Annotated in this window: 11 protein-coding genes; 5 read left to right on the forward strand and 6 right to left on the reverse strand. The window is 72.8% G+C overall.

Annotated features, from left to right (window positions below):
• The first annotated feature begins 55 nt into the window (after positions 1-55).
• Complete coding sequence (locus ACWEN6_RS14105; protein WP_452570561.1) at positions 56-1090, forward strand: aldo/keto reductase; 1035 nt, start codon at positions 56-58, stop codon at positions 1088-1090.
• Between the two features lie 101 nt (positions 1091-1191).
• Here ACWEN6_RS14105 and ACWEN6_RS14110 read toward each other — a convergent pair whose 3' ends face one another.
• Positions 1192-2022, reverse strand: a complete 831-nt coding sequence (locus ACWEN6_RS14110) for an ABC transporter permease (RefSeq protein WP_452570562.1) — start codon at positions 2020-2022, stop codon at positions 1192-1194.
• A 297-nt stretch (positions 2023-2319) separates the two neighbouring features.
• Positions 2320-4920 carry an alpha/beta fold hydrolase gene (locus ACWEN6_RS14115; RefSeq protein ID WP_452570563.1) on the reverse strand — a complete coding sequence of 867 codons (2601 nt, stop codon included), beginning with the start codon at positions 4918-4920 and terminating at the stop codon, positions 2320-2322.
• A 123-nt stretch (positions 4921-5043) separates the two neighbouring features.
• On the opposite strand from ACWEN6_RS14115, the gene ACWEN6_RS14120 reads away from it, so the two are divergent.
• Positions 5044-6273, forward strand: a complete 1230-nt coding sequence (locus ACWEN6_RS14120) for a hypothetical protein (RefSeq protein WP_452570564.1) — start codon at positions 5044-5046, stop codon at positions 6271-6273.
• Positions 6274-6357: 84 nt separating this feature from the next.
• On the opposite strand, the gene ACWEN6_RS14125 is transcribed toward ACWEN6_RS14120, so the two are convergent.
• Positions 6358-7485 carry a copper resistance D family protein gene (locus ACWEN6_RS14125; RefSeq protein ID WP_452570565.1) on the reverse strand — a complete coding sequence of 376 codons (1128 nt, stop codon included), beginning with the start codon at positions 7483-7485 and terminating at the stop codon, positions 6358-6360.
• Positions 7482-8183 carry a copper resistance CopC family protein gene (locus ACWEN6_RS14130; RefSeq protein ID WP_452570566.1) on the reverse strand — a complete coding sequence of 234 codons (702 nt, stop codon included), beginning with the start codon at positions 8181-8183 and terminating at the stop codon, positions 7482-7484. The genes ACWEN6_RS14125 and ACWEN6_RS14130 overlap by 4 nt, the downstream gene beginning before the upstream one ends.
• 123 nt (positions 8184-8306) lie before the next feature.
• Here ACWEN6_RS14130 and ACWEN6_RS14135 point away from each other — a divergent pair, with 123 nt between their 5' ends.
• The gene (locus ACWEN6_RS14135; RefSeq protein WP_452570567.1) at positions 8307-9092 is read left to right on the forward strand and encodes a class I SAM-dependent methyltransferase; all 786 of its coding nucleotides are present in this window, start codon (positions 8307-8309) and stop codon (positions 9090-9092) included.
• A 249-nt stretch (positions 9093-9341) separates the two neighbouring features.
• Positions 9342-10631 carry an MFS transporter gene (locus ACWEN6_RS14140; protein WP_452570568.1) on the forward strand — a complete coding sequence of 430 codons (1290 nt, stop codon included), beginning with the start codon at positions 9342-9344 and terminating at the stop codon, positions 10629-10631.
• A 4-nt stretch (positions 10632-10635) separates the two neighbouring features.
• Here ACWEN6_RS14140 and ACWEN6_RS14145 read toward each other — a convergent pair whose 3' ends face one another.
• Together ACWEN6_RS14145 and ACWEN6_RS14150 are read right to left on the reverse strand one after the other, a co-directional pair.
• Entirely contained in the window at positions 10636-11541 is a 906-nt protein-coding gene (locus ACWEN6_RS14145; protein ID WP_452570569.1) for a cupin domain-containing protein, read from the reverse strand.
• Positions 11542-11967: 426 nt separating this feature from the next.
• Positions 11968-12981 carry a LacI family DNA-binding transcriptional regulator gene (locus ACWEN6_RS14150; RefSeq protein WP_452570570.1) on the reverse strand — a complete coding sequence of 338 codons (1014 nt, stop codon included), beginning with the start codon at positions 12979-12981 and terminating at the stop codon, positions 11968-11970.
• 247 nt (positions 12982-13228) lie between these two features.
• On the opposite strand from ACWEN6_RS14150, the gene ACWEN6_RS14155 reads away from it, so the two are divergent.
• Positions 13229-14524 carry an extracellular solute-binding protein gene (locus tag ACWEN6_RS14155; RefSeq protein WP_452570571.1) on the forward strand — a complete coding sequence of 432 codons (1296 nt, stop codon included), beginning with the start codon at positions 13229-13231 and terminating at the stop codon, positions 14522-14524.
• The last annotated feature ends 107 nt before the right edge of the window (positions 14525-14631 follow it).

Here is a 14631-nt window from a genome sequence, read left to right on the forward strand (position 1 = left end):
AGAAGATAGTAGACATCACTGCTATCCGTATTCGTTCGGTCGAGGAGCTGATCCCATGGAGTACCGCCCCTTCGGACGCACCGGCGTGAAGGTCAGCCCGCTGTGCCTCGGCGGCATGATGTTCGGCTGGTGGGGTGAGAACGGCTACGACGAGTCGGCCAAGATCATGCAGCGGGCGCTCGACGCCGGCGTCAACTTCATCGACACGGCCGACATCTACTCCGGCGGCGAGTCCGAGGAGCTGATCGGCAGGTTCCTGGCCGAGAACGGCCTGCGCGAGCGCGTCTTCCTCGCCACCAAGGTGCACGGCCAGATGGGCGAGGACCCCAACCAGGGCGGCAACAGCCGCCGCTGGATCATGCGCGCCGCCGAGGACAGCCTGCGCCGCCTGCGCACCGACCACATCGACCTCTACCAGGTGCACCGCCCCGATCCCACCGTCGACATCGACGAGACGCTCGGCGCCCTGACCGACCTGGTGCGGGCGGGCAAGGTCCGCTATATCGGCACCTCGACGTTCCCCGCCCACCAGGTGGTCGAGGCGCAGTGGACGGCCGAGCGGCGCGGCAGGGAGCGGTTCGCCGCCGAGCAGCCGCCCTACTCGGTCGTGGCCCGCGGCATAGAAGCCGACCTGCTGCCCGTCTGTCAGCGGTACGGCCTGGGCGTGCTCGCCTGGAGCCCGCTGGCCAGCGGATGGCTCACCGGCCGTTACCGGCAGGAGGCCGAGCTGCCCCAGAGCAGGCGCTCGGCCCTCTTACCCGCCCGCTACGACATCGAGCTCCCCGAGAACCGGCGCAAGCTCGCCGCCGTCGAGGCGCTCGCCCGGCTCGCCGAAGACAGCGGGCTGACCCTCATCGAGCTGTCGCTGCGCTTCGTGCTCCAGCACCCGGCCGTCACCTCCGCCATCATCGGCCCGCGCACGCTGGAGCACCTTGAAAGCCAGCTCACCGCCCCCGATGCCCCGCTTTCCGCGGACGTGCTGGACCGGGTGGACGAGATCGTGCCGCCCGGCCTGACCATCAACCCCGCCGACGCCGGCTGGCAGCCCCCCGAACTGACCACCCCCTCCCTGCGCCGTCGCCGGGGCTGACCCCTCCCGCACCCCCTGCAGGCGAGCGCGACCCACTCCTGCGACGCCACCATCACCGCGAGGCCCGCTGCCGAGCCGCTGAGCGCCGGAGCCGGCGGGGGTCAGGACACGACGTCCTTGTGACGGAAGCGGCGGAAGGCCAGCGCCGTCAGCACCGACGCGTACGTCACCGACAGCGCCGCCCCCTTGGCCATGCCGCTCCAGTCGAGCTCGGGGACCAGGGCGTCCAGCCAGGCGGTGTTCCAGAAGGTCGGCAGGAACTCCCGCAGCGCGCCGAGCGCCTCCACCGCCTGCAAAATGTTGCTGACGATCACCAGCCCCACCGCGCCGCCGACCGCGCCCAGCGGCGAGTCGGTGCTCACCGACAACAGGAACGCCAGCGCCGCCACGACGAGCTGGCTGACCAGGGCGTACCCGATGACGATGGCGAATCGCGGCAGCACCGCGGTCGCCGGGAAGACCTCCCCGGTGCCGGGCAACCGCACATCGTTCCACCCGAAGGTCACCGTGCCGGCGAGCAACGCCATCAGCGGCACGGTGATCACCGCCACCGCGGAGAAGGCGAGGGCGACCACGAGCTTCTGCCGCAGCAGCCGGCCGCGCGGCACCGGGGCGGCCAGCAGGTAGCGCAGCGACGACCAGCTCGCCTCGCTCGCCACGGTGTCCCCGCAGAACAGGGCGACCGCCACCACCAGCAGGAACGTGGCCGACACCGACAGCGTGAACGCCGCGAAGTTCAGGCCGCCCTGTGTGGCGAGATCGGACAGCCTCAGAGAGTTCTGCTGTGTCGGCGCGGGGCCGAGCGAGAACGCCACGACCAGCACCCACGGAAGGGCCAGCAACAGCCCGAACATCACCGCCGTCCGGCGCCGCTTGAGCTGGCGCACGACCTCCACCCGCAACGGCAGCGTGCGCCCCGGCGCGTACGACACGCCCGCCGGGACATCACGAGCCCCCCCGGCCGCCACCCCCGGCGGCGTCACGCCGCGTCCCCGATCAGTCCGAAGAAGACGCCTCCAAGACGTCCCCCAAACCCGTCGGCCATCCCGCCCTCCAGGCGTGTCATCCCGTGTTTCCGGTCAACTCTGGAAAAGACGTCTTGAGGACGTACCTGGAAGCCGTCGGACATCTCGACTCTCAGGGCTGTCATGCCGTGTCTCCGGTCGGCTTGGGGAGGACGTCTTGAGGACGTCTCTGGGAGCCGTTGGACATCTCGACCTTCGGGGGTGTCATGCCTTGTCTCCGATCAGGTCGAGGAAGACGTCTTCGAGACGTCCCCTGGAGCCGTTGGAGGGCGCCGTGCCGCCGAGCAGGTCGGTGACCGGGCCGGCGGTGACCAGGCGGCCGCGGTGCATCACCACCAGGTGATCGCAGGTCTGCTCGACCTCGGCCAGCAGGTGGCTGGAGACGATCACCGTGCGGCCCGCGGCGGCGTAGCGGGTCAGGACGCGGCGCATCTCGGCGATCTGCGGCGGGTCGAGGCCGTTGGTCGGCTCGTCCAGCACCAGCAGGTCGGGCAGGCCCAGCATCGCCTGCGCGATGGCCAGGCGCTGGCGCATGCCCTGGGAGTAGGTGCGCACGGCGCGGTCGAGCGCCGCGCCGAGGCCCGCGATCTCCAGTGCCGCTTCCATATGGGCGTCGCCCCTCGGCCGGCCGGTGGCCCGCCAGTAAAGCTCAAGGTTCTCCCGGCCGGACAGGTGGGGAAGGAAGCCCGGCCCCTCCACGAAGGAGCCCAGCCGGGACAGCACCGGCGCCCCCGGCGTGACGCGGTGGCCGAAGATGCGGATCTCGCCCGCGTCCGGGTGGATGAGCCCCATCATCATGCGCATGGTGGTGGTCTTGCCCGCGCCGTTCGGGCCGAGCAGGCCGAGCACCTGCCCCCGGTCGACCTGGAACGACAGCTCGTCCACGGCGGGATCGCCGTCGCGGTACCTCTTGGTCAGGCCGGTGATGCGCAGCGGCACCCCGGCCAGCGCCGGGTCGAAGTCGTCCGCGCGGCGCCGCCGCCCGGTGAGCACGATGGCGGCGGCGACGGCCAGCGCGGCCAGCGGCAGGGCCCAGGTCCACCAGCCAAGGCCGCCGCCCGCCGTGCGCAGCGCCGGGTCGGTGGGCGCGGTCAGCGTCGGGGAGGCCAGCCCGACGCGGTGGACGGCCGGCGCGGTGGGGGAGGCGTACCCCATGTCCGTGGTGCTCAGCACCAGGCGCAACCGGTGCCCGGCGTCGAACCGGTGGTCGATGACCGGCAGGGTGAGCGCGACCGGCGTGCCCACCGGGGTCGCCGTGACCCGGAAGGGCGCCACCAGGCCCTGGGGCAGCGACGGGCGCTGCCCGCCCACGTCGTACAGCTTGGCGAACAGCGTGACCTCGCCCTCGCCGTACACCTTCACCGTGGCCGACGGCGCGCCGGTGACCTCCAGCGGCGCGGCCAGCGGCGCCGACTCGAACGCCGCGGCCTGGCCAGGCATGTCGATCGCCACGCCGTCGCCGGCGAGCCCGCCGAGCAGGCCGCTCATGCCCGGCACTGTGGAGATCGCGGCAGGCGAGCCGCCCGGCGGGCCCGCCACCTGCTGGTCGGGGCCGGCGAGCCGCACCGACGCGGACGACGCGCCGGCCAGGCCGGAGTAGCGGTTCGCCGCGGCGTGCACCAGGACGGGACGACGCGTGCCCGGATCGCGGCCGCCGTCCCGGGTGACGGTGAAGGCGTCGCCGAGCGGTGTGCCGTCCTTCTTCAGCCAGTGGCCGAACCAGGCGATGGTGCGCTCGGCCACCCAGTCGGGTTCGCCGTCCCCGCCGTCGTGGCCGCCGTCGAACCACGCCACCTGGACAGGAGCGCCGGTGGCCGCGATCGCCCGGGCGTTGGCGTCGGCGTGCGAGAGGGGGAAGAGGGAGTCGTGTTCGCCCTGGATGAGCAGAGTGGGCACGCGGATCTTTCCCGGCACGGAGATGGGGCTCGACCTGCGCAGGGTGTCGACGGCCGCCGGGGTGGCGCGCCCGGTCTCGGCCACCTGCAGGTACATGTCGCAGATGGCCGGCAGAAACCGCCCGCACTGCGCCTCCCGCGCCCCGGCGTCCGGCCCCGTCCCCCCGCCTGAAATTTCGCTGGAGGTGCCGTTGGACGGGGCGCTCGAGGTGGTGGCCGGCTGGGCGGGGTCGGTGGGCACGTTTCGACCGTCGGCGCCCGGGGCGAGGGGGGAGTCGGCCGCGCGGCTGAAGAACAGGCCGGCCCACATGCGCTTGAAGACGCCCTCGGCCGGGCTGGCGCCGGTCGCGTCGGGGAACAGCGCGTCGGCCAGGTCGTGCCAGGTGATCTGCGGGACGATGGCGTCGACGCGGCCGTCGTAGGCGGCGGCCATCAGCGTGATCGCCCCGCCGTACGAGCCGCCCGCCAGGCCGAGCCGGGGGTCGCCGGGGCCGTCCAGCTGGACCTCGGGACGGCGGGCCACCCAGTCGATCAGCTGCTTGACGTCCTTGACCTCGTAGTCGGGGGAGTTGAGCGCGATCTGCCCGGTGGAGGCGCCGAACCCCCTGGCCGACCAGGTGAGAACGGCGTACCCCTCCTGCGCCAGCCGGACGGCCTCGTCGCGCACGCTGCGCTTGCTGCCGCCGAAGCCGTGCGCGAGGAGCACGACCGGGCTCCTGCCCCCGGTGGCCGGGGGGAAGAAGGTGGTGTCCAGCAGCACGTGCTGGTCGCCCGAAGGGCCGTCGGCCACCGGAATCACCTGGTCGGACGCGCGCACCGCCGGTGAGGGCCAGACCGCCCACGCCACAGCGCCGATCACCGCCGCCACCACGGCCGCCAGCGCGACCTGCGGTCTCCCCCGAACCCTCATGCCGAGAGCCTACTTACCCGCCGCTGAGAGATCGCTGAGACGCCAACCCCGAGGTGGATACAGGGTTATCTCGGGGTAACTCCCGATTGCGGAGCATGTCCGGTGACCGGCATCATGCTTGGCGTGAAGCAAGGCGCAGGTAACGAGGCCGAGGCCACCCGGACGGGCGGTCGCGCGCCCTCCCCATGGCGGTGGGGCAGAGGCAAAGCCGTCGAAGCCCTCGAATGGGCCCGCCCCTACTGGACGCGGGGGGAGGCCGGCCGCGAGACGCCGCCGGAGCTGCTCCGCGTCCTCTACCTGAGCTGGATCGCCGCGTTCGTCCTGAAGGTCCTCGGGGCCTCGTGGGACGTGTCGTGGCACTTCAAGTGGCTGCGCGACGACCTGGCGCCGCCGCACCTGCTCAACAGCGCGGGCACGGCGATCGTGCTGGCCCTCACGATCGTGCACAGCTACACGGGGTACGGCGTCGACCGCACCGCCCAGCGGCTGGTCCAGTGGGGCACCGGCGCCTTCCTCATCGCGGTGCCCATCGACCTGATCAATCACCGGATCAACGGGGTGGACATCACCTCGTGGAGCCCGTCCCACATGCTGCTGTACATCGGCACGGCGTTCATGATCGCCGGAGTGATCCGGGGCTGGTACCTCTACGCGCCCGAGGGCCGGGCGCGCACGGTCGTGCTGGGCGCCCTGTTCGTCTTCATGCTGGAGAACACGCTCTTCCCGAGCGAGCACCAGGAGTACGGCGTGCTGGAGCTGGCCTCCTTCGTCCGCGGGGCGCCGTACGCCGAGCCGACACTGCTGGACTTCGCGGCCAAGCAGATGGGCCGGCCCATCGACGTCACCATGGCCGAGAAGTTCTCGCTTCCGGTGCCCGACTGGGTGTACCCGATGTGGTTCGGCATCGCCGCGGTGCTCGTGCTGGTCATGGCCCGGGCGCTGGTCGGCCGCCGGTGGACCGCCACCGCGGTGGCGGGCGTCTACGTCGGCTACCGCGCCCTCATCTGGCCGATGTTGTACTTCACCGGCTTCCCGCCCTCGGCCGTCCCGTTCTTCCTGCTCGCCGCCGCCGTCTGCGTGGACGTGGCGTTCCTGCTGCGGCTGCCGCTCGCGCGGGCGGCGCTCGGCGCCGCCCTGGTCACCGTGGGCGTCTACGGCGGCCTCGCCGTGCAGGACCGGCTGCTGGAAGCCCCGCCGTACCTGCTGGCCTCGGCCCCGGTGACCCTCGTCGCGCTGGGCGCGGCCTGGTACGGGGTGGAGTGGTACCGCCGCCGCCGCCGTTCCGGCGAGCCCGAGACCCCCGCCGCCCTGCCCCTCGGCACCCCCGCCGCCCCCGGCCCGGCGACCCCCTGACACAACCCCGGCCCGGCATCTCCTGCGAGATGCCGGGCCGGCGTCGTCCTGCGCCTTCGCGCCGAACGGGTGCCGCGGTCCGCGTCAGGCCACGGGGGCGCGGGTGAGGGCGACGGCCACGCCGTAGGCGACGCCCATCACCGTCACCTCGAGCGCCGCCCAGGCGGCGAACGCCGTCGCCCGCCGCTGGACGACGGCCGGCAGCAGGCGCCAGCGGATGTTCGCCCCCAGCAGGGCGACCGCGCCCACGCAGAGGACCTTGACGATCACCAGTTGGCCGTAGTGCGTGGTCAACAGCGACCCGGGCAGCCGCGTGGCAGGCGACAAGGCCAGCTCGACCAGCCCGTTGAACAGCCCGGACAGGGCCACCACCGCAAGGGCCACGGTGGCCAGCCGGGAGAATCTCGGCAGGGCCCGGGCCAGCAGGTCGCGGTGCCGGGCGAGCAGCACGGCCATCGCCGCCAGGCCGCCCGTCCACATCGCGGCCGCGACGACGTGCAACTCCATCGAGACCATGCTCAGCTCGTGCCAGTACCAGTTGGACGCGTGCCCGCTGACCGGCAGGGGGAGCAGGCCGAACACCGCGACGACCACCCGGATCTCGGCGGGCACGTTCTCGCCGAAGCGCACGGCCAGCAGGCCGAAGAAGGTGAAGGCCAGGGCGCACGCGGCGCTCATCACCAGCCCCTGCCCCGAGCCGATGGCCTCGACGTAGGCCGCCGGGTCGGGCGCTCGGCCGGGGGAGAGCTCGGCCGCGCTGAGCACCATGGCGATCAGCGCCGTGACGGTCCAGCCGAAGGCCGCGAGCACCGCCCAGGTGCGGGCCGTGGACAGGACGGGCTCGGTGCGCCCCGGGTCGTCGAAGCCGACCAGCTTGGGCAGCAGGCTGAGCCCGATGGCGGCCAGGGCGCACAGATTCATGGCCAGGCGGGTCACCGGCAGGCCGTACTCCACCAGCGGCCCCGGGATCGCGATGCCGGGAACGCTGTCAGGCGAGGTCCACCACGTCGCCACCAGCACCGCCACCAGCGCCGCCCCGGCCGGCCCCCACACCGGCCCCCGTCCCGCTCCACGCCAGGCCGTCGCAACGCTCCGCCCGGCGGTGTCCCTCCCGCGACGGGCCTTCGCGCGGGGAGCGACGGGCGGGGGTGTCGGGTCGGTGCCGGAGTGCCGGGGGACGGTCGCGCTGGTGGTCTCGTCGGCGGGGCTCACGCGTCGCCTCCGGGGGCCGGGCGGCTCTGGCGGGCGACGACGAGGATGCCGAGGCCCGAGAGCAGCAGGGCGGCGACGAGCAGCCCCCATACCCAGCCGCCGCCGCTCGTCCCCGGTGCTGCCGCGCCGGCGATCGGCTGCGCGGCTGGGGGAGCCTGCCCCGCTACCCCGGACGGCGCCGGTGGCTGCCCCGCTCCGCCGGAGCCGGTCGTCGGGCCTGTGCCGCCCGGGGCGGCAGGCTGACCCGTCGCGCCGTTCGTGGCCGAGGGGAGGGGGGCGGCGGGGCCGGTGGAGGGCGTCGTGGACGGGGAGACGGGAGCCGCGGACCCGGTGCCGGCGACGGTGAAGCCGATCTTGCCGGTGACCGGATGCCCGTCGTTGGAGACGATCTGGTATCCGATGACGTACGCGCCGGCCGCGCCCGCCGCGACCGACGCCGGCACCTCGGCCGTCACCTTGGCGTCCACGACCCGCACGGCCGCCTTGGCGACCCTGCCGTCAGGCCCGGTCAGTGCCACCTGGGCGAAGTCGGCCCGCACCGGCTGGTCGAAGGTCAGCGTCACCTGGGCGGGCAAGGAAGCGAGCCGGGCGCCGTCCTTGGGGTCGCTGCCCGTCAGCACGTTGTGCGCCAGGGCGGGCGCGACCGCCACCGCGAGCGCCGCGAAGCCCACCGCCAGGACGGTCAGCAGTCGTCTCACTCGGCGCTCCGGCCGTGACAGGACCTCAATTGACTTGACCTTTCCGTCGTTTCCACCGGACGCTGCCATGGTGCCACCTATGAGTCCCGGTGAGGCGGCCGAGGGCGTGGCTAGGATTGGCGGGTGGAGCCAAGGCTGCTGTACGACGGCGCGGCCGCGCATTACCGCCGCTACCGCAACGCATACGGCGACGAGGTCATCGCCTACATCGCGCGCGTGCTGGCCCTCGGCAAGCGCTCCAGGGTGCTCGATCTCGGCTGCGGTCCCGGCACGCTGGCCATCCCGCTGTCCCGCTTCGCCGGCACGGTCCTCGCCGTCGACCCGAGCGAGGACATGCTCGCCGAGGGTTCGCGCCTGGCGCCGTCCGGCGTCCACTGGATGCAGGGGGACTCCACCCGTCTCGCGGGGCTGCCGCTCGGCCGTGTCGACCACGTCGTCATGGGCCGCTCGTTCCACTGGATGCGGCGCGCGCGGGTGCTGGCCGACCTGGACGCCATGCTCCCGCCGGACGGGGCCGTCGTCCTCGTGGGGCCGACCCGCGATCCGGTGGAGCCGCCGTGGGAGCCGGTGGTGCATGCGGTGCGCAACCGGTTCGGCCTCGAATGGCGGGTGAACGACGAGTCCTTCCGGCAGTCGGGGCGCCATCACAGGGAAGTGGTGGCCGAGTCGGCGTTCCGCGACATCTCCACGGCGCGGTTCGACCGCGTGGTGCGGCGCGACACCGAGCAGGTAGTGGGGTTGCAGCTGTCGTTCTCCTACTCCACGCCGGCCCGGCTCGGCGACCGCACCCTCGACTTCGTCGAGGCCCTGGGCGCGGCTCTGGACGCCGCCAACCCCGGCGGCGTCTGGGAGGAGCGCTTCACCACCGAGGTCCTCACCGCCCGCCGCCCCCCGGCCCCCGAGGCCTGACGACGCTCCCCGGCACCTCCGGCTGCGAGTCGGGGGAGCGGTGGTTTTCACCGTCCGCCGGTTTCCTGTGCCGTCCGCGGGTCGCCGGTATCGTCCGGCGGCCCGGGTGATCCGCCGAGGTGTCCGGCGCCGGACGTCGCCCGCCCCGGGGATCGGCTGGACGTCCCGTCCGCGCGGAAGTGGGTCTTTATCGGAGGGGGGTGCGGCGACTACCATCCGGGCACGCCTCGTCACTCAGGAGCCGCGCCGGTGAGCACCCTTCCCCCCGTCACCCCGCCGTACGACCCGCCTCTCGCCCTGGCCGAGCCGGTCAGGAGGGTCGGCCCGCGCTGGGTCGCCTTCATCTCGCTGGCCAACCTGGTCCTGTGGATGGCGTACTTCGGCCCGCTCCAGGTGCTGCTGCCACGGCAGATCGCGCTGGTGACGGGCCTGGGCGGCAAAGAGAGCGCCCTGGCGTGGGTGACCGGCGCCGGCGCCGCCGTGGCGATGGTGTTCAACCCGGTGGCCGGGGCGCTGTCCGACCGCACCGCCGGGCGTTTCGGCAGACGCCACCCGTGGACGCTGCTCGGCGCGGTGGCCGGTGGCCTCGGCCTGGCCTTTCTCGCCTTCCAGGGCTCGCTCGCGGGCGTGCTCATCGGCTGGTGCCTCGCGCAGGCCGGGCTGAACGCCATGCAGGCCGCGCTGACGGCCGGCGTCCCCGACCACGTGCCGGTGGGCCAGCGCGGCGAGGTGTCGGGGTGGATCGGCGTGCCGCAGACGCTCGGGGTGGTGCTGGCGGTGGTGCTGGTGACGATGGTCGCGACGACCACGGGGGCCGGATACCTGCTGATCGCCGCCCTGGTGCCGCTGGGCGTGCTGCCGTTCGTCCTGACCACGCGGGACGCGCCGCTGCCGGCGCGGCTGCGGCCGCCGTTCACCCTGAGGGGGTTCGTGGGCGGCCTGTGGGTGAGCCCGCGCGCGCACCCCGACTTCGCTTGGGCCTGGCTGACCCGCTTCCTGATGCAGCTCGGCAACGCCGTCGCGCTGTTGTACCTGCTGTACTTCCTCACCGACGCGGTCGGCTACGAGCGGCTGTTCCCGGGGAGCAGGGCCGAGGACGGCCTGCTGGTCCTCATTCTCATCTACACCGCGGCGGTGGTGGTCACCGCCGTGGCCGGCGGGGTGGTCTCCGACCGGCTGGGACGGCGCAAGATGCTCGTCACGGTCTCGGGCGCGATCAGCGCGGTCCCTTTCGTGATCATGGCGTTCTGGCCGCTGTGGCCGATGGTCGTGGCAGCCGCCGTGATCATGGGCATCGGCTTCGGTATCTACCTCGCGGTGGACAACGCCCTGGTCACCCAGGTGTTGCCCGCGGCGACCGGCCGGGCCAAGGACCTGGGCGTCATCAACATCGCCAACTCGGGCCCCCAGGTGCTCGGGCCGGTGATAGCCGGCCCCATCGTGTCGGGCCTGGGCGGCTATCCGGTGCTCTACCTCACCGCGGCCGCGCTGACGCTGCTCGGCGCCGGGCTGGTGTGGAAGATCCGCGCCGTTCCCTGATCGTTCATCCGCCCAGCTGGTAGGTCTCAAGGCGCCCGCACATGCCGAGACGCGGCTCGGCGGCCGCGGACATGACGCGGGCCTGCCTGAGGTGCGCGGTGTCGCCGTCGCGAAGCGCCCGCAGGTGAGCGCCGGTGGCCTCGGCCGCCCGCAGGGCCCCCGACCGCCACCGCTCCTCGAAGGAGCCGAGCTTGCCCGACACGATGCGCGCGGCCTGCCGGTGGAAGGCGGCGAGCCCCTCCTGGCCGCGCTCGCGCAGTGCGAGGAACCCCTCGATGGCGACGTCCCTGCGCCGCCGCGCGTCGGCCTCGCCCGTGACCGCCGCTATCTCGGCGTACGCCGCCGGGTCGCCGAGCACGGCGGGCGGGAAGGTGAACACGGCGTCGCCCGCCTCGGGCAGGCCGCTGTTCTGCATGACGACCACGATGCGCAGGCGGGCGTCGTCGTTGACCAGCCGGTGGATGGTGCCCGGTGTGAACCATACGACCGCGCCCGGCGAGAGCGGGGTCTCGTCGTACCCCTCCCACGTCAGCGTCTGGACCGAGCCGGCGCCCTCCACGACGACGTACGCCTCCGAGCACAGCAGGTGCATGTGCGGGGAGCCGCCGCAGGCGCCGTCGGCCGAGGGCCAGTCGTAGACGCGCAGACCCGAGACGCCGACGCCGCCGGGGAAGCCCATGACGGCGCCCATGGCAGAGGGCATGGTGGAGGGCATGGTGGAGGGCACCTCGAGCGCCCTTGAGATGCCCTCCACGTCTTGGGCGGCCGGCTCGCGCACCATGCCGGCCGAGGACTCCGAGTACGCCGGGGATCCTCCGGGCGTCGGGGACTCGGAGGATTCTCGCGGCTCCGGAGCCTCGGCGGCTTCGGAACCTTCCGGGTGCCCGCCCGGGCGTCGGTGCGCGCTCATCGGGCGGCGTCCTCGGAGAGACGGGCCTGCCGGCGCTCCTCGGACGCGACCGTGGCGACCCGGTCCCGGAGCGGCGCTGGAAGATCACGGCGGCGCAGGTGCCGCTCTCCGCCGCCGTGATCCGATCGTGTCCCGCCGGCGACGGGCGTCGCGGCCGGCGTCCCGCCGGGGACTCTGGCGCCGGGGACGGTGGCGGCGGGCGCGATCGCGCGGCGTGCGCGCGCGCAGGTGGTGGCCTGGCCGGACGCGCCGTCCGTTCGAGGCGTGGCGGCCCGCGCTCGTCTGCGCACCCGACCCTCCGAAACATTTCAGAAGTTTTATGACAGTTTTCGTGGCAGAAACCTAAAACGGCCGGGCGATAAACGTCAAGGCCGTCCACCCGTGGGGTGGACGGCTGAAAGTTTCACGGACGGGACGGGACGGCCGTTACGGCTGCGGCCGGGCGGTGCTGTCGCGGATGAGCAGGTCGGTGGCCAGTTCGACCCGCCGGGTTTCCAGCGAGTCGCCGCGCGAGATCTCCAGGGCCATGCGGGTGGCCAGCGCGGCCATCTCCTCCAGCGGCTGGCGCACGGTGGTCAGCGGCGGCCACGCCGAGCGGGCCAGGGGCAGGTCGTCGAACCCCACGACGCTCAGGTCGTCGGGCACGCGGAGCCCGGCCCGGCGCACGGCCTCGAACACGCCGAACGCCTGCATGTCGCTGCCGGCGAAGACCGCGGTGGGCCGGTCGGGCAGCTCCAGGAACGCCTTGCCGTGGATGTGGCCGGAGTCGACCAGGAAGTCGCCGTAGCGGATCAGCTCGGGGTCGACGGCCACCCCGGCGGTCTCCAGGGCGGCGCGGTAGCCGTCGATGCGCGCCCGGCTGCACAGCATCTCGGCCGGCCCGCCGATCATCCCGATGCGGCGGTGGCCCAGCTCCAGCAGATGGCGGGTGGCCGCCAGGCCGCCGTGCCAGTTGGTCGCGCCGACCGAGGCGACGTCGGGAGCGGGCTCGCCCTCGGGGTCGACGATGACGAAGGGGATGGACCGGGCGAGGAGCTGGCCGTGCTGGCGGCGGGTCAGCTTCGAGGCGACCAGGACGACGCCGTCGGTGCGGCGGGCGGCGATGCGGTCGAGCCAGTCGCGGCCCGGACCGGAATGGGTGTGCAGCACGGAGACCACCACGGCCGCGTCGGCCTCGCGGGCCGCCGTCTCGGCGCCGCGGATGATCTCCATGGCCCACGGGCTCTCTATCTCGGCGAAGACCAGGTCGATGAGGCCGACCGGGCCGTCCCCCTGGCCGGTGCGGCGCCGGTAACCGTGTTCGTGGAGCAGGCGCTCGACCCGGCGGCGCGTCTCGGGCGCCACCTCGGGGCGGCCGTTGACGACCTTGGACACCGTCGGGACCGAGACTCCGGCCTCCTCGGCGATCAGAGCGATGGTGACCCGCCTCTTCGCTGACATGCGACGGAGTGTATCCGAAAGCTTTCGGAATTTCCCCGGCCGGGGCCACTGTTCCGTGCGGCCCTCGGGACGCCATGCTGTCCTCGGCATCGCGAACCCGTTCCTGTGTGGCTATTGACGTGTTACGTGCGGTTTACGTACTCTCCGGGTCACGAAATATTCGGGGGTGCCAAAGAAACTTTCAAAGTTCTCGGGGCGGAGTACGGAGCTCTCGCAGCGGGTGCGTTATGAGGAAGGAACCACGAGGATGTCGTTGAGTCGGCGAAGTGTGGTCTTACTGGCCGCGACGGCGGCGCTGCTGGCGGGAGGCTGCGGCGGGCAGACGAACACGGGCGGCGCGGCGACGGGGACCGCGTCGGCGGGCAAGGTCACCGTCGAGTGGTGGAACATCTCCACCACCGAACCCATGAAAAGCTTCTACGCGCAGAAGGTCAAGGAGTACCAGACCGCACACCCGAACGTCACGATCAAGAACGTCCCCATCGAGAACGAGGCGTTCAAGGCCAAGCTCGCCACGGTGACGCAGTCGGGGAAGACCCCCGACGTGTACACCACCTGGGGTGGTGGCGTGCTGAAGCAGCAGATCGACGCCGGGCTGGTGAAGGACCTCTCCTCCGAGGCCGCCACCTGGATCGCCGACTTCACTCCGGCCTCCCTGGCGGCCTACCAGTTCGACCAGAAGACCTACGCCATCCCGCAGGACATCGGCATGGTCGGCTTCTGGTACAACAAGGACCTGTTCAAGAAGGCCGGCATCGCCGCGGCGCCCGCCACCTGGACCGAGTTCATCGACGCCGTCAAGAAGCTCAAGACGGCGGGCGTCACCCCCATCGCCCTCGCCGGCAAGGAGAAGTGGCCCGGCCACTACTACTGGGCCTACCTCGCCATGCGCATCGCCGGCCTGGACGCGCTCAAGCAGGCCGCGGTCGACCACGACTTCAACAAGCCCGACTTCGTCGCGGCCGGCCAGAAGCTCAAGGAGCTGTCCGACCTGCAGCCCTTCCAGAAGGGCTTCCTCGGCGCGGCCTACTCCACTCCCGACGGCCAGGCCGCCCTCATGGGCAACGGCAAGACCGCCATGGAGCTGATGGGCCAGTGGGCGCCGACCGTCGAGAAGGACGCGAGCAAGAAGGGCCTGGGCGACAAGTTGGGCTTCTTCCCCTTCCCGTCCGTCGACGGCGGCAAGGGCTCGGCCACTGACGCCTTCGGCGGCGGCGGCGGGTACGCGGTCGGCGTGAACGCCCCGCCCGCGGCCGTCGACTTCCTGAAGTTCCTCTCCAGCAAGGACGTCCACGCCGCGGCGGTGGAGACCGGAGGCATCCAGCCCGTGCTCAAGGGCGAGGAGAGCGTCGTGAAGGACCCGAACCTCGCCATCGTCGCCAAGACGCTCGCCGGCGCCTCCGGGTTCCAGCTCTACCTCGACCAGGCCTACCCGCCGGCCGTCGGGCAGGAGGTCAACGACAGCGTGGCCGCGCTGATCGCCGGCTCCAAGACCCCCGAGCAGGTCACTCAGGCCGTCACCGAGACCGCCAAGTCCGAGTAGCCGGAAGGCGGATGGGGGACCACGCGCGCCGGGACGGGCGCGCGTGGTCCCCCGTCCGCGGCCCGCCCCCCCCGACCACCGAGCGGCACCGCGCCGCTCTTCCCCAG

The sequence above is a fragment of the Sphaerisporangium sp. NPDC004334 genome, assembly GCF_053602655.1.